At 61.4% G+C, this 19,708-nt stretch carries 14 protein-coding genes and 1 tRNA gene; 7 read left to right on the top strand and 8 right to left on the bottom strand.

All coding sequences use genetic code 11. From position 1 onward, the window contains the following. Positions 1 to 93 precede the first annotated feature (93 nt). Together typA and VXL81_RS05220 are read left to right on the top strand one after the other, a co-directional pair. Positions 94 to 1,914 carry a translational GTPase TypA gene (gene typA, locus VXL81_RS05225; protein ID WP_340545539.1) on the top strand — a complete coding sequence of 607 codons (1,821 nt, stop codon included), beginning with the start codon at positions 94 to 96 and terminating at the stop codon, positions 1,912 to 1,914. 118 nt (positions 1,915 to 2,032) lie between these two features. Further along, entirely contained in the window at positions 2,033 to 2,614 is a 582-nt protein-coding gene (locus VXL81_RS05220; protein WP_416535950.1) for a VOC family protein, read from the top strand. Between the two features lie 108 nt (positions 2,615 to 2,722). On the opposite strand, the gene VXL81_RS05215 is transcribed toward VXL81_RS05220, so the two are convergent. The 3 genes from VXL81_RS05215 to recA form a co-directional block, all read right to left on the bottom strand. Further along, positions 2,723 to 3,010, bottom strand: coding sequence for a DUF1330 domain-containing protein (locus VXL81_RS05215; protein WP_340545537.1), 288 nt, complete (start codon positions 3,008 to 3,010; stop codon positions 2,723 to 2,725). A gap of 78 nt (positions 3,011 to 3,088) precedes the next feature. Continuing rightward, on the bottom strand, positions 3,089 to 5,740 hold the full coding sequence (alaS, locus tag VXL81_RS05210; protein WP_416553199.1) for an alanine--tRNA ligase: 2,652 nt from the start codon (positions 5,738 to 5,740) through the stop codon (positions 3,089 to 3,091). A gap of 224 nt (positions 5,741 to 5,964) precedes the next feature. Then, positions 5,965 to 7,032, bottom strand: coding sequence for a recombinase RecA (gene recA, locus VXL81_RS05205; RefSeq protein ID WP_340545535.1), 1,068 nt, complete (start codon positions 7,030 to 7,032; stop codon positions 5,965 to 5,967). Between the two features lie 204 nt (positions 7,033 to 7,236). Here recA and VXL81_RS05200 point away from each other — a divergent pair, with 204 nt between their 5' ends. Further along, positions 7,237 to 7,830, top strand: a complete 594-nt coding sequence (locus tag VXL81_RS05200) for a gamma-glutamyl kinase (protein WP_416553197.1) — start codon at positions 7,237 to 7,239, stop codon at positions 7,828 to 7,830. Positions 7,831 to 7,896: 66 nt separating this feature from the next. On the opposite strand, the gene VXL81_RS05195 is transcribed toward VXL81_RS05200, so the two are convergent. The 3 genes from VXL81_RS05195 to guaB all read right to left on the bottom strand — a co-directional run bounded on the left by VXL81_RS05195 (position 7,897) and on the right by guaB (position 13,028). Next, positions 7,897 to 10,206, bottom strand: coding sequence for an ATP-binding protein (locus tag VXL81_RS05195; RefSeq protein ID WP_340545533.1), 2,310 nt, complete (start codon positions 10,204 to 10,206; stop codon positions 7,897 to 7,899). A gap of 93 nt (positions 10,207 to 10,299) precedes the next feature. Next, the gene (locus VXL81_RS05190; protein ID WP_416553195.1) at positions 10,300 to 11,511 is read right to left on the bottom strand and encodes an RsmB/NOP family class I SAM-dependent RNA methyltransferase; all 1,212 of its coding nucleotides are present in this window, start codon (positions 11,509 to 11,511) and stop codon (positions 10,300 to 10,302) included. Positions 11,512 to 11,579: 68 nt separating this feature from the next. Continuing rightward, positions 11,580 to 13,028: an IMP dehydrogenase gene (guaB, locus tag VXL81_RS05185; protein ID WP_340545531.1), complete on the bottom strand. Its 1,449-nt coding sequence runs from the start codon at positions 13,026 to 13,028 to the stop codon at positions 11,580 to 11,582. Between the two features lie 249 nt (positions 13,029 to 13,277). Here guaB and VXL81_RS05180 point away from each other — a divergent pair, with 249 nt between their 5' ends. The 4 genes from VXL81_RS05180 to VXL81_RS05165 all read left to right on the top strand — a co-directional run bounded on the left by VXL81_RS05180 (position 13,278) and on the right by VXL81_RS05165 (position 17,473). Next, the gene (locus VXL81_RS05180) at positions 13,278 to 14,453 is read left to right on the top strand and encodes a CaiB/BaiF CoA transferase family protein (RefSeq protein WP_416553193.1); all 1,176 of its coding nucleotides are present in this window, start codon (positions 13,278 to 13,280) and stop codon (positions 14,451 to 14,453) included. Positions 14,454 to 14,603: 150 nt separating this feature from the next. Continuing rightward, complete coding sequence (locus tag VXL81_RS05175; RefSeq protein WP_416553191.1) at positions 14,604 to 16,700, top strand: ASKHA domain-containing protein; 2,097 nt, start codon at positions 14,604 to 14,606, stop codon at positions 16,698 to 16,700. A gap of 87 nt (positions 16,701 to 16,787) precedes the next feature. Beyond that, positions 16,788 to 16,861: transfer RNA gene (locus VXL81_RS05170), tRNA-Gly, on the top strand. Positions 16,862 to 16,996: 135 nt separating this feature from the next. Further along, positions 16,997 to 17,473, top strand: a complete 477-nt coding sequence (locus VXL81_RS05165) for an acyl-CoA thioesterase (RefSeq protein ID WP_416540193.1) — start codon at positions 16,997 to 16,999, stop codon at positions 17,471 to 17,473. Between the two features lie 24 nt (positions 17,474 to 17,497). Here the strand turns inward: VXL81_RS05165 and pgl are convergent, their stop codons facing one another. Together pgl and zwf are read right to left on the bottom strand one after the other, a co-directional pair. After that, positions 17,498 to 18,169: a 6-phosphogluconolactonase gene (gene pgl / locus VXL81_RS05160; protein WP_416535957.1), complete on the bottom strand. Its 672-nt coding sequence runs from the start codon at positions 18,167 to 18,169 to the stop codon at positions 17,498 to 17,500. Next, complete coding sequence (zwf, locus tag VXL81_RS05155) at positions 18,166 to 19,650, bottom strand: glucose-6-phosphate dehydrogenase (RefSeq protein ID WP_416535958.1); 1,485 nt, start codon at positions 19,648 to 19,650, stop codon at positions 18,166 to 18,168. The genes pgl and zwf overlap by 4 nt, the downstream gene beginning before the upstream one ends. Positions 19,651 to 19,708: the final 58 nt, after the last annotated feature.

The raw sequence follows: 19,708 nt of genomic DNA, 5'->3' as shown, positions 1-19,708 counted from the left end.
TCGCCCCTGCGCGCGCAAAAAGATGTATTTCCTCTGGTCTTTGGCCAACGATCACGCTATGCGCGCGTCAACTTCCTTACAAAGGCTGACGTCATGGACCTGCGCAACATTGCGATCATTGCTCACGTGGACCACGGGAAAACCACCCTGGTTGATGAGCTTCTGAAACAATCCGGCGCCTTCCGCGAAAACCAGGCTGTGGCGGAACGCGCCATGGACAGCAACGATCTGGAACGCGAGCGGGGCATCACAATTCTGGCCAAGGCCACTTCGGTGGAGTGGAATGGCACCCGGATCAACATCGTCGACACTCCCGGCCACGCCGATTTCGGCGGCGAGGTCGAGCGGATCCTGTCGATGGTCGACGGGGTGGTGCTGCTGGTTGACGCCGCCGAAGGCCCGATGCCGCAGACCAAATTCGTGACCTCCAAGGCGCTGGCCCTTGGTCTGCGCCCGATCGTGGTTGTGAACAAGGTCGACAAGCCCGACGGCGAGCCTGACCGCGCGCTGGATCAGTGTTTCGACCTCTTTGCCAACCTTGGTGCAGATGATGATCAGCTGGATTTCCCGTCCATGTATGCCTCCGGTCGCGCCGGTTGGGCCGACATGGAGCTGGACGGCCCGCGCAAGGATCTTTCTGCGCTGTTTGACCTGATCGTCAAACACGTCCCCGCCCCAAAGCAGATCGAGCAAAAAGGCGAGCCTTTCCGTATGCTGGCAACCACGCTGGGCGCGGATCCTTTCATGGGCCGTATTCTGACCGGTCGCGTTGAATCCGGCACCCTGAAGGCTGGCGACAGCCTCAAGGCGCTGAGCCGTGACGGTGAGCTGATCGAGAATTTCCGCTGCACAAAAGTTCTGGCGTTCCGTGGCCTCGGTCAGCAGGCCATCGACGTGGCGGAGGCCGGCGATATCGTCTCCATCGCGGGGATGACCAAGGCCACCGTGGCCGACTCGCTGGTGGATACCTCGGTGACCGAAGCGCTGCCCGCCCAGCCGATTGACCCGCCGACCATCACCGTGACCTTTGGCATCAACGACAGCCCACTGGCCGGTCGCGATGGCAAAAAGGTTCAGTCCCGTGTGATCCGTGATCGCCTGATGAAGGAAGCAGAATCCAACGTCGCGATCCAGATCTCCGACACCCCCGGTGGTGAAGCGTTTGAGGTGGCCGGTCGCGGCGAACTTCAGATGGGTGTTCTGATCGAAAACATGCGCCGCGAAGGCTTCGAGCTGTCGATCTCGCGCCCGCAGGTGCTGTTCAAGGAAGAAGACGGCGTTCGCATGGAGCCCGTCGAAGAGGCCACCATCGACGTTGACGATGAATACTCCGGCGTTGTGATCGAGAAACTCACCGGCCACCGCAAAGGTGAACTGGTCGAGATGAAGCCCGCAGGCGCTGGCAAGACCCGCATCATCGCGCATGTCCCCTCCCGCGGTCTGATCGGCTATCACGGCGAGTTTCTGACCGACACCCGCGGCACCGGCGTTCTGAACCGTGTGTTCCACGGCTGGACCCCGCACAAAGGGTCCATTCCCGGCCGTCGCGCTGGTGTTCTGATCTCCATGGAGAACGGCACCTCGGTGGCCTACGCCCTGTGGAACCTCGAAGAGCGCGGCAAGATGATGATCGGCGCACAGGAAGACGTCTACACCGGCATGATCATCGGCGAGCACAGCCGCGACAATGATCTGGAAGTGAACCCGCTGAAGGGCAAGAAGCTGACCAACGTCCGCGCCTCCGGCACCGATGATGCCGTACGTCTGACCACGCCGATGAAGCTCTCGTTGGAAGAGGCGATTGCCTATATCGACGATGACGAGCTGGTAGAGGTAACCCCGAACTCCGTGCGTCTGCGCAAGCGCTACCTGGATCCGCATGAGCGCAAGCGGATGGCTCGCGCCAACGCCTGATCCTGACGGTTCAGCTGGAAAAAACAAAGGCCGCCCGGCAATATGGGCGGCCTTTTTGCTATCTGCCGCCTGCGTGCTACCCTTTGCAAAATCAGGCGTTTAACCAGGGAGAGACAGCATGCGCAAGCTACAGGTTCAAGGCGTCCACCACATCACCTTGACCGGCGCTGACCGGCAGACATCCATTGATTTCTGGGAAGGTGTCCTTGGGATGCCCTTCATCTTTGACCAGCCCAATCTGGATGACCCGGACGAGGGGCATCTCTATTTTGATCCCGGCGATGGGCGCCTGATCACCGTCTTCACCAACAAGCGCCGTACAGCTGACCGTCGCCGCACCCCGACGGAGCCGGGATGCGTCCATCATCTGGCTTTCAACGTCTCAAAGGCGACATTTGCCCAGGCGGTCGAGCGGCTGGACGAACGCGGCATCGGGCATTCAGGACCAAAGGATCGGGGATTTATGGATTCGATCTACTTCAAGGACCCGATGGGGCTTCTGATCGAGCTTGCCTGCTATAAATTCGAACCGCCAATGGGATGCTCCCACGCCGATGTGATGATCACCGCGCATCGTGTCCGGGTGGCTGCAGGGGACGCCCATATTCAGGAGATCCATCTGGCCGAGGCGATTGAGCAGCTTGTTCAGCAGCGCCAGCCGTCACTGTCGGACAACCGCGCGCCACGCGATCCCTATTGATCGACCGGCCGGGCTGGCGCAAATGAAAAAAGAGCGGCCAGAAGCCGCTCTTTCATCGTTCCTGGCGGCATCGTCCCTTAGGGGATCCGACGCGCAGCCATGTCGCGCTCATTCGGTGATTTCGACCACCATCAGCTCCCGCTCGGAGGCGTCGCGCGCATGGCTCAGCGCCTCCTGGTATTCTGGGCTGTTGTAGCAATCCACCGCCGCATCGACGCTGGGAAAGCGGGCTACCACATTGCGCGGGCGTTCCTTGCCTTCCAGCTGTACAAACCGACCGCCACGGGCAATAAACTGCCCTCCGTGTTTGGCAACGGCCGGTCCCGCCAGCTCGGCGTATTTGCCGTAGGCCTCGGCATCGGTGACGGTAACATGCGCAATCCAGAGTGCGGGCATCTGAGCCTCCTTTGGTGATGATCTTCCCGGCAGCTTAGGCAGATTACCGGAAAGACCAAGGTTTTTTTGACCGCTTGGTCAGCCTGCTAGCAAAGCCTCGGCCGCCTTGATCGCCTCTTCGGCGCCGGAGAAATCCTTGCCGCCGCCCTGCGCCATATCGGGACGACCACCGCCGCCCTTCCCGCCAACAGCCGGAACCGCCGCTTTCAGCACATCTACGGCAGAGATCTCGCCGGTCAGATCGTCGGTGACACCCGCGGCGACCGCGACCTTGCCGTCATCATTGGCAATCAACAGGATCACGCCTGAGCCGATCTTTTGCTTGTGGGCATCTATCAACCCGCGAAGATCCTTGCCAGAGACGCCTTCCAGCGCCTGCCCGAGGAAGGTTTTACCGCCGATTTCCTTGGTTGCGGATCCGCCTGCCGCGCCGCCGCCCATGGCGACCTGCTGTTTCAGCTGGGACACCTCGTTCTGCAACGCCTTGCGCTCATCCATCAAGGCTTTCAGGCGGTCCATGACTTCGGCCGGCTGGGCCTTCAGGACGCCTGCAACCTCGGCCATACGGCCTGCTTCACGCTCCAGATGCTGCACCGCTGCCGCACCGGTCAGCGCCTCGATCCGGCGCACGCCGGCTGAGGAGGCGCTATCGCCCAGAATGACAAAGGTGCCGATGTCACCGGTCTGCTTCACATGGGTGCCGCCGCACAGCTCAATCGAATAGGTATCGCCGTCCTGACCCTTACCCGTCGCTGCGCGGCCCATGGAGACAACGCGGACCTCTTCGCCGTATTTCTCGCCAAACAGCGCCTGAGCACCCAGCGCGCGCGCATCATCCGGGGTCATGATCCGGGTCGAAACCGGCGTGTTCTGACGAATGAAATCGTTCACCTCGGCGCCAACCTTGGTCAGTTCCTCTGCGCTCATCGCCTTGTTATGGCTGAAGTCGAAGCGCAGCCGGTCCGCAGCATTGAGCGAGCCCTTCTGCGCGACATGCTCGCCAAGCGCGTTGCGCAGCGCCTCGTGCAGCAGGTGGGTGGCCGAGTGGTTGGCGCGGATCTTGCTGCGGCGGTCGTGATCCACTTCCATCGCAGCACCCTGCCCGACGGCGATGTCGCCCTCGGTCACCTCGGCGATGTGCAGGAACAGCCCCTCAACTTTCTTGGTGTCGGTGATGCGGGCTGCACCGCCCTCAACGGTCAGGACGCCACTGTCGCCAACCTGACCGCCGCTTTCACCGTAGAACGGCGTCTGGTTCAGGATGATCTGCACCGTGTCGCCCTTAGCCGCGGTTTGGAGCTGAGCACCGTCCTTGACCATGGCCATGATCTGGCCCTCGGCTTTCTCGGTTTCATAGCCGAGGAAGTCAGTTGTACCGACCGCGTCAACAATGTCGAAGTAGACCTTCACATCCGCCGCTTCGCCAAGACCGATGCCGCCAGCACGGGATTTCTCCTTCTGCTCCTTCATCGCCGCATCGAAGCCATCGGTATCGACCTCGATCTCCTTGGCGCGCAGGGCGTCCTGAGTGAGGTCGAGCGGGAAACCGTAAGTGTCATAGAGCTTGAACGCAGTCTCACCCGGTAGGACGTCGCCCTTGCCCAGATCGACGGAGGCTTCGTCCAGCAGTTTCAGGCCACGGTCCAGCGTTTTGAGGAAGCGGGTTTCCTCCTGCTCGAAGGTCTCTTCGATCAGCGCCTGGCCCTGGCCAAGCTCAGGATAGGCGGCACCCATCTTCTGCACCAGCGACGGCACCAGCTTGTGCATCACCGGATCGGTGGCGCCCAGAAGCGAGGCATGACGCATCGCCCGGCGCATGATCCGGCGCAGCACATAGCCGCGACCTTCGTTCGACGGAAGCACGCCTTCGGCAATCAGGAAGGAGCAGGAGCGCAGGTGGTCCGCGATCACCCGGTGATGCACGTTGTGATCCCCGAATGGGTCGGTGTTCGTCGCGTTCGCGGACGCCTCGATCAGCGACTTGAACAGATCCGTTTCATAGTTGTCATGGGTGCCCTGCAGCAACGCCGCGATCCGCTCCAAACCCATACCGGTGTCGATGGACTGCATCTCAAGATCGACCATTGAGCCATCGGCAAATTTCTCGTTCTGCATGAAAACGAGATTCCAGATCTCGATGAAACGATCACCGTCTTCCTCCGGCGAGCCCGGAGGGCCGCCCCAGATGTGGTCGCCGTGGTCGTAGAAGATCTCGGTGCAGGGACCGCAGGGACCGGTGTCGCCCATCTGCCAGAAGTTGTCAGAGGTCGCGATGCGGATGATCCGCTCCTCCGGCACACCCATCTTTTTCCAGATCTCAAAGGCTTCGTCATCGGTGTGATAGACGGTGGTGTAGAGCCGGTCCTTCGGAATATCGAATTCCTTGGTGATCAGCTCCCAGGCAAAGGGGATCGCTTCATGCTTGAAATAGTCGCCAAAGGAGAAGTTGCCGAGCATCTCGAAAAACGTGTGGTGGCGCGCGGTATACCCGACGTTGTCGAGGTCGTTGTGCTTGCCGCCGGCGCGCACGCATTTCTGCGCTGTGGTGGCGCGCTTGTAGTCGCGGGTTTCCACGCCGGTAAAGCAGTTCTTGAACTGCACCATGCCCGAGTTGGTGAACATCAGGGTCGGGTCGTTGCGCGGCACCAGAGGGCTGGAGTCAACCACCTCATGCCCCTGTTTGGCAAAGTAGTTCAGGAAGGTGGAGCGAATATCATTGAGCGTCGGCATAATCGGGATCTCTCGGCTGGCTGTCTCAGCGGTTCGGGAAGATGTATCCGGCCCCAGTGAGCCTGTCCAGCGCTGCGGTGCGGAAAGGCGCCGTGAAACCCGCATGAAAAAGGGCGCGGAGTGATCCACGCCCTGATTTGATCAGATTTTTCAGCCTGCGCCGGTGTTTATCGAGCAACCGCTGCCCTTTGCATCACCCGGCAAGAGGCGTCATCAGCCTTGTGTCAGGCTTCCAGAATATCGTCATCGGCGCCGTCAGGACGGTGGAACTCCAGCCCGTGCGCAGCGCGGATCTTATCCTCGATATCATAGGCGATATGGGGGTTCTCCCGCAGGTATGTCTTGGCGTTTTCACGCCCCTGCCCGATCCGTTCATCGCCATAGGAGAACCAGGCTCCGGATTTCGCGACAACACCAGCCGCTACGCCCAGATCCAGCAGTTCGCCCATCTTGGAGATGCCTTCGCCATACATGATGTCGAATTCAACCTGTTTGAACGGAGGCGCCACCTTGTTCTTCACGACCTTGACGCGGGTTGCGTTGCCGACCACCTCGTCACGGTCCTTGATCGCGCCGATGCGGCGGATGTCCAGACGCACCGAGGAGTAGAATTTCAGTGCGTTACCACCGGTCGTAGTTTCCGGCGAGCCGAACATCACACCGATCTTCATGCGGATCTGGTTGATGAAGATCACCATACATTTGGAGCGGCTGATGGAGCCGGTCAGCTTGCGCATCGCCTGGCTCATCAGGCGAGCCTGGACGCCCACATTGCTGTCGCCCATGTCGCCTTCCAGCTCCGATTTCGGAGTGAGGGCTGCCACGGAGTCCACGATCACCATGTTCACCGCGCCGGACCGCACCAGAGTGTCCGTGATTTCCAGGGCCTGTTCGCCGGTGTCGGGCTGCGAGATCAGCAGCTCATCAAGGTCAACGCCCAGTTTCGCCGCATATTGCGGGTCCAGCGCATGTTCCGCATCCACAAAGGCGCAGACGCCACCGTTCTTCTGCTGCTCTGCAATGCAGTGCAGAGTCAGTGTTGTCTTGCCCGAGCTTTCGGGACCGTAAATCTCGATAATGCGGCCCATCGGCAGACCGCCAATGCCAAGCGCAATGTCCAGCCCCAACGATCCCGTTGAAGAGGCTTCAATCTCGGCCAGGGGATTACCATCGCCCAGCTTCATGATCGAGCCCTTGCCAAACTGCCGCTCAATCTGCGCCAGAGCGCTGTCCAGCGCCTTTTGTTTGTCGCCGCTCTTCTTATTGTCTTTCATGGTCAAAAGATCCGCCATAGTCCCTTGTCCCTTTCTATGTGTCACACCCGCGACCGGGCGGCAATCACTGCTTTGTTCGCCTCTTGTTCTATATGAGATCAAAAAGAGAACATTGCAACGGAAATCTTACATGATCACTCCCATACCGATCTGGTGGCCAAGAGGGTTAAGAGAGTGTTATCCAAGGGAGACACCGATCATTTGCTGCGGAAATTTCACGCTATGCTCATCTTTTTCAAGGAACGGCTGGCTCTGCTGAGCGTGCCCAAAACCGGGACAACCGCCTATCACGCCGCTCTGGCCAGCCGTGCCGACATGGTGTTTGCCAATCCGCCGCAGCTGAAACATGCGCCGGTCTATCGCTACAATCGCTGGATTCGCCCGATGCTGGCAAAGGTCTGTGACGCGGAGATGGAGCTGATTGCCGTCATGCGTGAACCTGTCAGCTGGCTGGGCAGCTGGTACCGGTTTCGTCAGCGCGACGATCTGCGCGATCATCCCAACAGCACCCAAACCATCAGTTTTGACGATTTTCTGCGAGACGCCTGCAAGGGCAAGCCGCCACCCCATGCCGACGTCGGCAGCCAGGCGAAATTCCTCGAGCCGCAGCCCAATGGCTGCGCGGTCACTCATCTGTTTCGCTACGAGGCCCCAGAGACTCTGCAGTCATTTCTACAGGAGCGGCTACAGACCCGCATCGACCCGCCCAGACTGAATGTCAGCCCGAAAGCGCAGTTACGCCCAAGCGAGGCAGCGCTGGAGATTGTCCGACGTAAACGCGCGGCGGAGTTCGACCTTTATGACAGCCTGACCTAAGAGACACGCTGGCGACCGGCCAAGAGGGGCGGCAGACGCCACCCCGGGCCGCTCCGGGGGGACTGCCTAGTGTAGCTGCTCATGGACGGTTTCGGTCAGCTGGTTCAGCGAGAAGGGTTTGGGCAGGAACACCGAGTTCGGCACCGATGGCTCTGCCTCGCCAAAGGCCCCCTCGGCGTAGCCCGAGACAAAGACGACGCGGGTGTCGGGCCGTGTCTTCAGCGCCTCACGCACCCAACTCGGCCCATCCATTCCCGGCATCACCACATCGGTGACAAAGACATCAACGGTCAGACCCGGATCTTCGAGCGTGCGCAGCGCGTCCTCAGCGGATTCGGCTTCGAGAACCGTATAGCCGCGCATCCGCAGAGCCCGCGAGGCAAAGGCCCGCACCGGCGCTTCGTCTTCGACCAGCAGAACAACCCCCTCGCCGTGCTGTGCCGCAACCGGTTTGGCAGCTGGGTTCACGGTGACTGTGGCTTCTGGTTCGGGCTGCGTGTTGACAGGGAAGAACAGAGTGAACTGAGTCCCCTGATCCTTGATCGAGTCGACAAAGATGTAGCCGCCCGTCTGTTTGATAATCCCATAGGCGGTTGAGAGACCCAGACCGGTCCCCTCACCTGTCCGTTTGGTGGTATAAAACGGCTCGAACACCTTCTGCAGCTTATCCGGCGCGATACCGACCCCCTCGTCGGAGACTTTGACAGTGACCCAGTCACCGGCGGGGACCACCGCACGGTTGCGCTCCAGCGGTTCATCCAGAACCACCGCTTCGGTCTCGATACGGATCTCGCCGCCCTGTGGCATCGCATCACGTGCGTTCACCACCAGGTTCATCAGCACCTGCTCCAGCTGCCGTTTGTCCGCGCGGATCGACCGCATCACCGGATCATGGCTGAGCGTCAATGTCACCTTCTCACCAACCAAGCGATTCAGAAGATGGGTCAGATCCGACAGGGTATCGCGAACATCCAGCACTTCGGGCTGCAGCGTCTGCTTGCGTGAGAAGGCCAGGAGCTGGCTGACCAGAGCGGCCGCGCGGTTGGCATTCTCGTGGATCTGGATCAGGTCGCCGAAATCCTGGTCGCCCTGATCGTGCCGCAGCAGCAGCAGGTCGCAATGCCCGGAGATGGCTGTCAGCAGGTTGTTGAAATCATGCGCCACACCGCCGGCCAACTGACCAATCGCCTGCATCTTCTGGCTTTGAACGAACTGCGCCTCAAGCGTCTTCAGCTCGGTGGCATCGTTCAAGACCGCAATCAGAACGGTCTCACCCTCTTCGATCACACGGGTGAGTGTCACCTGAACAAAGACTTCCTTGTCACGGCGGGTGAGACGCAGGAATTCGGATTTATGCGAGGCCTGGCCCTCGGCGGTATCGCGCAGCCAGTCCGACATCGGACGGCCAAGTCCATCCATCAGCTGGCCGATATTCAGGTTGCCGCAGGAGCTGATACCAAGCAGGTGCATCCCCATTTTATTCGCCGAAAGCAATGTTCCCTTGGGATCCACCTTGACGAAGGGCACCGGCAAGCTCTCGAGCGAGGCCTGACCGACTGAGGCTTCGCTGGCATCCAGCTGCAGAAAATACAGTTCGCTCCGCCCCTGGCTGCGGTTCTTCTCGCAGACCAGAACCTCGATCAGCCCGCTTTTGGTGCTCATCGTGTTGATCTGCCCGGACAGCACCGGCAGCGAGGGGAAGAGACGATCAGTGGATTTGACCCGTTCCCCGATCAGGCTGCGCGCGGCTTCGTTCATGAACAGGACGGCGCCGGTCCGGCCAATGGTCAGCATCGGGATCGGCACCGCATCGGCGCCACGGCTGGTTGTTGGACGATCGGTGATTTCTTCGACCCGCCACAGGAAGCTGCCGCCCTGCATCTGATGGACCGCCAGCCGCACATGGCCGCGTCGCGTCACGATATCCTCGCGCGCCGCGCCATCGACACGCGCGCGGCTCTGCATCCGAAAGAGCACGGCCGAAGGATTGGCCAGGATGGATCGCAGCGTCCCTGCCAGCGTTTCGGTATCAACATCGGCAAAACGCTTGCGCGCGGCCCCGTTCGAAGCATGGATCATACCGTCATCGTCACAAACGAAGGTTGCGGTCGCATCCTTGTCGATAAAGCCGGTAAGAAGCGCTGTCGCCACCGCCCGTGCGCGCAGACGTGTGCGGGCCTGTATCAGCATCATCAGGGCCACCGCAATCAGCGTCAGGCCAACCGTGACCAGCCCGCGGGTGATCCAGTCCGGGGTCTGTAGCAGCCAGGGCGCCGTGATGACCATGGCCGACAACAGCAAGACCGCCGCCAGACGAGCGTGTTCTGGCGTGTAGACGCGCAATTGGGGAACGGGTGAAGCTTGGCGACCGTTCATTGCGGCTCCCTCGATGAATTGATCTGCTTATATCGAGACGAATTAAGTTAAAACTGCGTTAAGAATGCAGCGTATGGCTTGCATATAGCCTGGTCAATCGTCGCCCAAACGGACCATCACGGCAACATAGAAACCGTCGGTTCCATTGTGGACCTGCCAGCCGTGATCCTGTTGCAACTGCCAACCCGGATTCTCGGCTAGAAACCGATCCACCTGCGCGCGGTTTTCCACATCCAGCATCGAGCAGGTCGCATAGGCCAGCACACCGCCAGCGCCGACCAACTGGCTGGCATCGCTGAGGATCTGCGCCTGGATCCCGCAGAGCTCATCCAGTTTCTCCTGCGTGAGCCGCCACTTGCCCTCGGGCGCACGCCGCCATGAGCCGGAGCCGGAACAGGGCGCGTCGCAGAGCACCAGATCAAAGGGCGCGCGGGCTTCCACGTCACCGGGCGCGAGCAACGTGATGGCGGCTCCGGCACGCGCAGCACGGGTCGGGAGATCCTTCATCCGCTGAGGCGCGATGTCATGGGCAAAGACATCCAGACTGGCCCGGGCCGCCATGGCCAGGCTCTTGCCGCCGCCGCCTGCGCAGAAATCAAGGACGCGCAGGCCATCCGCCAGCGGCAGTGCTTCGATCACCGCCTGGCTGGCAGCGTCCTGTAACTCGACCAATCCGTTTGTGTAGGCATCGCTGTTGCGCAGCTTGCGAGCGCCTTCGGTCACACAGAGGGCCGTGGCCGCCGCCGGATGTGGTTCAGCAAGGATGCCCTCTTCCGCCAGCCGCGCAATCGCTGCGGCCTGATCAGGATGGCTGCGGTTGACGCGCAGATGCACCGGGGCCCGCTCCTGCAATGCGCGTGCCGCAGTCTCGGCGGCGCTGCCAAGGCTGGCTTCAAATGCAGGCCAGAGCCAGTCGGGCATGTTCAGCTCTTCAGCCTGCCCCATCTGCGGCGCGGTCTGCAACAGCGCCTGTTCGGCAGCGTCCAGCGGCGCCGGTGCGTGGCCCACGCCGGTGAAGATATCGGCCGGATCAACCTCTTCTGCGCGTAGAGCCCCCAGCATCAGCTGTCGACCGGTCGTATTGCCGTCAGAGACGGGTGCAGCACCACCGCCACCACCAAGGGCTGCATAGGATCGCAGGCTGCGCAGCGCGTCAAAAACATGATCCCGCACAGCTGCCCGGTCCTTGGACCCCGCAAACCGGCTCCGCCGCGCCCAGGCCGTCAGCTCCTTCTCGGCAGGCTGTCCCGTCAGGATCTGATCAAGGATCTCAATCGCGGCCTGACGGCGGGCAGCCGGGGTCATACCCCGACCTCTGGGTGATGGCGGTTGGTCATGGCGACGATGGTCATCGGGGGATCTCCCTGGCTGGCTCAGCCAATACGGTAGTTCGGGCTTTCGCGGGTGATCTGCACGTCATGAACGTGGCTTTCCTTCAGACCAGCGCCGGTGATGCGAACAAATTCGCAGTTCTTGCGCATCTCGTCGACCGTGGCACAGCCGGTGTAGCCCATGGCGGCCCGCAACCCGCCAACCAGCTGATGGATCACCGCGCCGGCCGAGCCTTTATAGGCCACCTGCCCTTCGATGCCCTCCGGCACCAGCTTGTCGCTGGCCGCATCCTTCTGGAAGTAGCGATCCGCAGACCCCCGCGCCATTGCGCCAAGCGAACCCATCCCGCGATAGGATTTGAACGAGCGCCCCTGATACAGGATCACCTCACCGGGGGACTCATCCGTGCCCGCAATCATCGAACCGACCATCGCGCAGGACGCCCCTGCCGCGATCGCCTTGGCAAAATCGCCGGAGAATTTGATGCCACCGTCGGCAATGATCGGAATATCACCGGCAGCGCCTGCGCAATCCATGATCGCGGTCAGCTGCGGCACCCCGACACCCGCCACCATACGTGTGGTGCAGATGGAGCCGGGACCAATGCCGACCTTCACGGCATCCGCACCAGCATCAATCAGCGCCTTGGTTGCGGCGGCTGTGGCGACGTTGCCTGCCACGACCTGCACCTTGGAGGACAGCGCCTTGATCCGCTTCACCGCGTCGATGACGCCTGCCGAATGGCCATGGGCCGTATCCACAACGACGATATCAACACCTGCATCAATCAGCGCCTCGGAACGGGCAAAGCCGCTGTCGCCGACCGAGCTGGCCGCCGCCACACGCAGGCGCCCCAGATCATCCTTGCAGGCGGTGGGGTTCAAAACCGCCTGTTCAGTATCCTTGAGTGTCAGCAGACCTGTCAGCTTGCCAGCCTTATCGGTGACCAGCAACTTTTCGATGCGACGCGCCTTCATCATCGACTTGGCCTCTTCCAGCTCGGCCGGCTCATGCAGCAGCGCGAGATTGTCAGAAGTCATCATCACCGAAACCGGCGTATTGTCGTCAGTGGCAAAGCGCATATCGCGGTTGGTCACGATGCCAACCACACGGCCGTCATTGTCCACAACCGGGAAACCGGTGACGCGGTAGCGCTCCTGCAGAGCCTTGGCATCCGCCAGGGTCTGATCGGCGGTCAGGGTGATCGGGTTGTAGACGATGCCGCTCTCGAAGCGTTTCACGCGGCGCACCTGGCGGGCCTGCTCTTCGAGGTCGAGATTCTTGTGAATGACACCCATGCCGCCGGCCTGCGCCATGGCGATGGCCATACGCGACTCCGTCACCGTATCCATGGCAGAGCTGAGCAGCGGTATGTTAAGGGAGATGCCACCGGTCACCCGCGTGCGGGTATCCGCAGTGCTCGGCAGAACGCTGGACGCAGCCGGTACCAGAAGAACATCGTCGAATGTGAGAGCCTCACGAATCTGCATTTGTCATCCCCATGCATAACCCCGTTTGGCGATGACCCTATGGCACAGAAGCCGAAGGGGGAAAAGAGGCCGAACCGGAAAATCGGAAGAATTGCGCGGGTTTCTCTTGCCGGTGACGAACGGCCCTTGGCGTGGCTCTACGCCCCGCCTGCGCATCCGCACACCCGTCGCCCGGCTGATCTGTATCAAGGCAGGCCCGCCGCCAATCCGCCACCAAGGGCGCGCGGACAGAGCAGACAGGAGACCCCGATGATTTACCCGCTATCCGGCATTGTTGTTCTTGACCTCACCCATGTTCTGGCAGGTCCCTATGCCTCGATGACGCTCAAGGATCTCGGCGCAAGGGTCATCAAGGTGGAGCGACCGGGCCTGGGTGATGATACCCGTGCATTCCCGCCCTTCAAGGACGGCGAAAGCGCCTATTTTGCCACCATCAACCATGGCAAGGAAAGCATCGCGCTGGACCTGCGCGCCGAGGAAGATCGCGGTATCTTCGATCAGCTGCTGAACGAGGCCGATGTGATCCTCGAGAACTTTCGCCCCGGCGTGATGGAGCGGCTGGGCTACGGCTGGGAGGCGTTGCACACCCGGTTTCCCAAGCTGGTTTATGGCGCCGTCTCGGGCTTTGGTCATAGCGGGCCGGACCGGCTGCGCCCAGCCTATGACATGGTGGTGCAGGCGCGCGGGGGGGTGATGTCGATCACCGGCGAGCGCGACCGCGAACCGGTTCGCGTCGGCGCCTCCATCGGGGATATCGCGGCTGGCATGTTTCTCTGTCAGGGGGTTCTGGCCGCGCTTTATGCGGTGCGCGGCGGCGCGCCGGGGCAGAAAGTGGATATCTCGATGCTCGACAGCCAGCTTGCGCTGCTGGAACATGCAGTGGCGATCACCTCCGTAACGGGTCAGCCGCCGCGTCCTTCGGGCGCCCGCCATCCGTCGATCACCCCGTTTGAGACCTTTCACGCCAGCGACGGTTTGTTCGTGATTGCTGCCGGGAATGACGCGCTCTTTGCCACCCTCTGCACCGCGCTGGAACTGCCGCTGGCCAATGATCCGCGCTTTGCCGACAATCAGTCGCGCTGTGAAAATGCCCGTCTCCTCAAACGGTTGATCGAGGCGGTCACGCTGGATCAGCCGGCGAGCCACTGGATCGACCTGCTTCAGCGCGCAGGTGTGCCCACCGGCCCGATCCAATCGGTGGCCGAGGTAATGCAGGACCCGCAGATCCTGGCGCGCAATATGCTGGTGGATGTCTGCGACAAGGACGGCACACCGAGGTTCAAGGCCGCAGGCAATCCGGTCAAACTCTCCGAGCTGCCCGATGCAACGACCCGCAGGCCCGCCCCGAAACTGGACGAAGACCGGGCCGACATCCTGCGCTGGCTGGCTGCGACTGCGGGCGAGTCTCCGGCACCGACCCATTAGATCGCCGTGACGCCGCCAAAGGGGCGCCAGTTTTGAGCAAATGCGCTCAGAAATGACGCCCGGAGACCGCAAAATGACGCGCGCCGCCTTCCCTCGCGCAAAAAACGCCATATGCTCCGCCCAAACCGCGCAAGCAAGATAGGTACAGGCATGGCAAACGATCCCGTCACCGAGATCCCGACCGAGACCGCAACTGATCCCGCGTCCCATCCGCTGGTGGTCTTCACCCCCTCGGGCAAACGGGGCCGGTTTCCGGTTGGCACCCCGGTTCTCACCGCGGCCAGACAGCTCGGCGTCGATCTGGATTCGGTCTGTGGTGGCCGGGGCATCTGCTCGAAATGCCAGATCACGCCCTCTTATGGTGAGTTCTCCAAACATGGAGTCACCGTCGCCGATGATGCGCTGACCGAGTGGAACAAGGTCGAACAGCGCTACAAGGACAAACGCGGGCTGATCGAGGGGCGGCGGCTGGGCTGTCAGGCACAGGTGCAGGGCGATGTGGTGATCGACGTGCCACCCGAAAGCCAGGTCCACCGCCAGGTCGTGCGCAAACGCGCAGAGGCCCGCGAAATCACCATGAACCCCTCCACCCGGCTCTATTATGTCGAGGTGGAAGAGCCCGACATGCACAAGCCCACCGGCGATATGGAGCGGCTGATCGAGGCGCTGCACAGCCAGTGGAACCTGAAGGGGGTCAAAACCGACCTGCATATCCTGAGCGTGTTGCAGCCTGCCCTGCGCAAGGGCGGCTGGAAAGTCACCGTGGCCGTGCATCTGGGCGATGCGAACCACCCGCCCAAGATCATGCACATCTGGCCCGGCTTCTACGAAGGCTCGATCTACGGCCTTGCTGTTGACCTCGGTTCCACCACCATCGCTGCGCATCTGTGTGATTTGCAGACCGGCGAGGTCGTGGCCTCCTCCGGCATCATGAACCCGCAGATCCGCTTTGGCGAAGACCTGATGAGCCGGGTCTCCTATTCGATGATGAACAAAGGCGGCGATCAGGAAATGACCCGCGCCGTGCGCGAGGGCATGAATGCGCTGTTCACCCAGATCGCGACCGAAGCGAGCATTGACAAGGCGCTGATCGTCGATGCGGTCTTTGTCTGCAACCCGGTGATGCACCACCTGTTCCTTGGCATTGATCCGTTCGAGCTGGGCCAGGCGCCATTTGCCCTGGCGACATCCAATTCGCTGGCTCTGCGCGCAATCGAGCTGGAGCTGAACATCCACCCGGCTGCCCGTGTCTACCTGCTGCCGTGCATCGCTGGCCATGTCGGCGCCGATGCTGCTGCGGTGGCGCTGTCGGAAGCCCCCGACAAATCCGAGGATCTGGTGCTGGTGGTCGATGTGGGCACCAACGCCGAGATCCTACTGGGCAACAAGGAAAAGGTTCTGGCCTGCTCCTCCCCCACCGGCCCCGCATTCGAGGGCGCGCAGATTTCCAGCGGCCAGCGCGCCGCGCCCGGTGCGATCGAACGTGTCGAGATTGATCCCGTCACCAAGGAGCCGCGGTTTCGCATCATCGGCTCTGAGCTCTGGTCCAATGAGGACGGTTTCGCCACGGCTGTCGCCACGACCGGGATCACCGGCATCTGTGGCTCCGGCATCATCGAGGCCATTGCCGAGATGCGACTTGCGGGCATTCTGGATGCCTCCGGTCTGATCGGATCTGCCGAACAGACCGGCAGCACGCGCTGCATTCAGGACGGGCGCACCAATGCCTATCTCCTGTGGGATGGCTCGGCCGACGGCGGCCCGACCATCACCGTGACCAACCCGGATATCCGCGCCATCCAGATGGCAAAGGCCGCGCTCTACTCTGGCGCGCGATTGCTGATGGACAAATTCGGGATAGACAAGGTGGACCGGGTTGTCCTTGCCGGTGCCTTTGGCGCGCATATCTCGGCGAAACATGCGATGGTTCTGGGCATGATCCCGGATTGCCCGCTCGACAAGGTTACCTCGGCCGGCAATGCGGCAGGCACCGGCGCACGGATCGCGCTCCTCAACACCGCAGCCCGCGCCGAGATCGAGGCCACCGTGCAGCAGATCGAGAAGGTCGAAACCGCTGTGGAACCACGCTTTCAGGAGCATTTCGTGAATGCCTCCGCAATCCCCAATTCCATGGAGCCATTCCCGATCCTCAACAGCATCGTCACCCTGCCGGATGTCAACTTCAACAGTGGCGGCGGTGACAGTGGTGACGACGGCGGACGCCGTCGCCGCCGGCGCCGTGGCTAGCGTCTGTTGACGGTTCAAATTTGCTGGTTGGAGGGCGGTTGTGCGCTTGACCCTCCCCGGCGAAACCGGTAATCAGCCCTTATTGGCGCGGGTATGGTGAAAAGGTATCACGGCAGCTTCCCAAGCTTTAGTTACGAGTTCGATTCTCGTTACCCGCTCCAAAGTCTCCCAGATCAGCACACTGCGCCAAGCCATTGATCTTTCGCTGGATTTTGCGGCGCGTGATTGGCGTTTCCCATAAAGTTATGCCGCAAGTCGACTTGCGACCTGCCGCCATTCCTTCTACCGACAGGGCCATGGATCTGATTTTTCACACCCCGCTCAGCCCCGAAGCGCAACGCCATCACGGGCTGGAGACGCCGCAGCCGCTTGCCATGGCGGATCGGGTGCGGTTCTCTGAATTGGACATTCTGCACCACGTCAATAACAAGGCCTATCTGAGCTGGTTCGAAACCCTGCGCGTGGCCTATTATGATCGGTTTTTTGCGCCCCATTTCACGGGCATGCCCACGCCACGCAATGTATTGCGCAACGCCAATGTCCATTATGTCAAAGAGATGGTGCTGGATGAGAGCTATATCGCCACCGCCCGTGTGGTGTCGTTCCGGCGCACTTCATATGTCATGGAACAACAGATCTGGTCAGGCGATCTGCGTGCCAGGATGACAGGAGTCATGGTGCTGCGCTCGCCAGATGGACGCGCAGGCTATCCGCTCCCCGACAGTTTGCGCGCCGCCCTGATGGAGCAGGACGGCGCAGTCGCAGAGGCCTGAGCCATCAGCAGAAGGTCACATCATTTAAGGCGCCCAATGCACTGTCATTTCTGACAAAACCGCCTGAATCGGTGCCTCTTCGGGCGGCAGAGATTTCGCCCGTTCCAATGCCTCACGCTTGGCATCGCCATAAATCACCAGATGTTTGGCAATCGCAGCGTCCAATACACGCGCCGACAGGCTGACACGCGGTTCGGGCTGGCTGTCGGGCCGCATCACCGCCAAAATCGGTGCATCCGCAGCCAGAGCCTCGGCCAGCCCGGAGACGCCGGGAAACAGCGAAGCTGTATGCATGTCCTCGCCCATACCAAGCAGCACCACCGACAGCGGCAGATCCGGCTGGATCTGGCTTTCTACTTCGGCCAGCACCTCCTCGGGCGCGCGCGCGGGCACATGGAACGGCAGAAACGTCGCCGCAGCGGCGCGGTTGACCAACAGCCGTTCACGGATCATCCGGGCATTGGAACGCGCGCTGTCAGACGGCACCCAGCGTTCGTCTGTCGCCATGAGGCGCACCCGCGCCCAGTCAATATCGGCAGCGCAGAGGTCGTCAAAAATCGGCGCAGGCGTGGTGCCGCCCGCAACGGCAAAAGACGCGCTGTCATGATGCAGCAGATGGGTTTTCAGGTCACCGGCCAGTTGATTGGCCACATCAATGGCCAGCATGTCCCGATCAGCATATTCGATAATATTCATGGGTTGATCCCCCGCCATTCCCGTTGATCGCGCCGCATCAGAAGATCCGCATCCCCCGGCCCGGTGCTACCGCTATCATAGGGTTTTGGCACATCCCCGCGCGATGTCCAGCCCGCAATGATGGGATCGGTCCAGGCCCAGGCCGCTTCGACCTCGTCGCCGCGCATGAACAACGTCTGATTGCCCCGGATCACATCGGTGATCAACCGCTCGTAAGCATCCGGCGCGCCGTCGATATCGGCCCCCAGCGCCTGGGCAAAGCTCATATCCAGCGGCACGTCGATCAACCGCATACCGCCCGGCCCCGGCTCCTTGATGGTCACCTTGAGGGTGATGCCCTCATCCGGTTGCAGGCGAATGGTCAGCAGATTGGCATGGCGCCCGGCATCAGCACCAAAGATCGAATGTGGAGCATCCTTGAAAAACACATTGATCACCGAGGATCGCGCCACCAGCCGCTTGCCGGTACGCAGATAGAACGGCGTGCCTGCCCATCGCCAATTGCTGATATGCGCCTTCAGCGCCACATAGCTTTCGGTGGTCGAGCGCGGATCACCGGCGGTTTCGCGATAGGAAAGATCCGCGCCCGGCTCCGCCCCCTCAACAGAGGTATATTGGCCGCGCACGATATGGTGCGGCTCCACCGGTTCCAGCGCCCTGATCACCTTCAGCTTTTCGTCACGTACTGCGTCGGGATCAAACTTCGCCGGAGGCTCCATCGCAATCAGGCAGAGCAACTGCATTAGATGGTTCTGCATCATGTCACGCATCGCGCCGGATTTGTCGTAATAGGACTCCCGACCGCTTACGCCTACCGATTCAGCCACTGTGATTTGAATATGATCAACATACTGGCTATTCCACAGAGGCTCAAAAAGCATATTGCCGAACCGGATCGCCATCAGGTTCTGCACTGTCTCTTTGCCCAGGTAGTGATCAATACGGTAGATCTGGCTTTCATCGAAATGGCTGGCGAGCGTACGGTTCAGCGCCTTGGCCGAGGCAAGATCATGCCCGAACGGCTTTTCCACCACGATTCGGGTGTTATCATCGGCCAGTTCATGGGCCCAGATCTGTTCGGCCAGCGGTGCAAATAGAGTTGGCCCGACGGAAAAGTAGAACACCCGCACACGGTCCGTCGTCGGCCGGCCCAATTGCTGCGCCAGCGCGCGCCAGCCTGCTGTCTCCGTGGCATCAATGGCAAGATAGTCCAGCCGCGCCAGAAACCGCTCAAGCTCAGCGGCGCGCATCGCCAGATCTGTGGCGCCGCTCTCATCCTGCAAAGCGCGGCGGACCAGATCGCGATACCCGTCACTGCCAAGGTCGCCCCGCGCCGCGCCCAGAATACGGGCATCCTGTGGCAGCTGGCCCGCGCAATGGCGCCGGAACAAGGCGGGCAGAATCTTGCGCTGCGCCAGATCGCCGGTACCGCCAAATATGACCAGATCGAAGGCCTGAACCGGAATAACACGAGAAACCATGATGCGCCTTCTCTCACCCCTGAGATTCCACGCCGCGGCGAGATGCGCCTCAGGCACA

The sequence above is a fragment of the Phaeobacter sp. JH204B genome, from assembly GCF_048055755.1.
Taxonomy (GTDB): Bacteria; Pseudomonadota; Alphaproteobacteria; order Rhodobacterales; family Rhodobacteraceae; genus Phaeobacter; species Phaeobacter bryozoorum.
Note: the sequence above shows the minus strand (reverse complement) of the source record. Positions and strands in the feature narration are given on the sequence as shown.

Excerpts from the sequence above, each read along its gene's own strand:
- VXL81_RS05200 (WP_416553197.1), top strand. The coding sequence starts at position 7,237 with ATGCTCATCTTTTTCAAGGAACGGCTGGCTCTGCTGAGCGTGCCCAAA.
- typA (WP_340545539.1), top strand. The coding sequence starts at position 94 with ATGGACCTGCGCAACATTGCGATCATTGCTCACGTGGACCACGGGAAA.
- guaB (WP_340545531.1), bottom strand. The coding sequence starts at position 13,028 with ATGCAGATTCGTGAGGCTCTCACATTCGACGATGTTCTTCTGGTACCG.
- recA (WP_340545535.1), bottom strand. The coding sequence starts at position 7,032 with ATGGCGGATCTTTTGACCATGAAAGACAATAAGAAGAGCGGCGACAAA.
- VXL81_RS05220 (WP_416535950.1), top strand. The coding sequence starts at position 2,033 with ATGCGCAAGCTACAGGTTCAAGGCGTCCACCACATCACCTTGACCGGC.
- zwf (WP_416535958.1), bottom strand. The coding sequence starts at position 19,650 with ATGGTTTCTCGTGTTATTCCGGTTCAGGCCTTCGATCTGGTCATATTT.
- VXL81_RS05180 (WP_416553193.1), top strand. The coding sequence starts at position 13,278 with ATGATTTACCCGCTATCCGGCATTGTTGTTCTTGACCTCACCCATGTT.
- VXL81_RS05175 (WP_416553191.1), top strand. The coding sequence starts at position 14,604 with ATGGCAAACGATCCCGTCACCGAGATCCCGACCGAGACCGCAACTGAT.
- VXL81_RS05195 (WP_340545533.1), bottom strand. The coding sequence starts at position 10,206 with ATGAACGGTCGCCAAGCTTCACCCGTTCCCCAATTGCGCGTCTACACG.
- pgl (WP_416535957.1), bottom strand. The coding sequence starts at position 18,169 with ATGAATATTATCGAATATGCTGATCGGGACATGCTGGCCATTGATGTG.
- alaS (WP_416553199.1), bottom strand. The coding sequence starts at position 5,740 with ATGCCGACGCTCAATGATATTCGCTCCACCTTCCTGAACTACTTTGCC.
- VXL81_RS05215 (WP_340545537.1), bottom strand. The coding sequence starts at position 3,010 with ATGCCCGCACTCTGGATTGCGCATGTTACCGTCACCGATGCCGAGGCC.
- VXL81_RS05190 (WP_416553195.1), bottom strand. The coding sequence starts at position 11,511 with ATGACCCCGGCTGCCCGCCGTCAGGCCGCGATTGAGATCCTTGATCAG.
- VXL81_RS05165 (WP_416540193.1), top strand. The coding sequence starts at position 16,997 with ATGGATCTGATTTTTCACACCCCGCTCAGCCCCGAAGCGCAACGCCAT.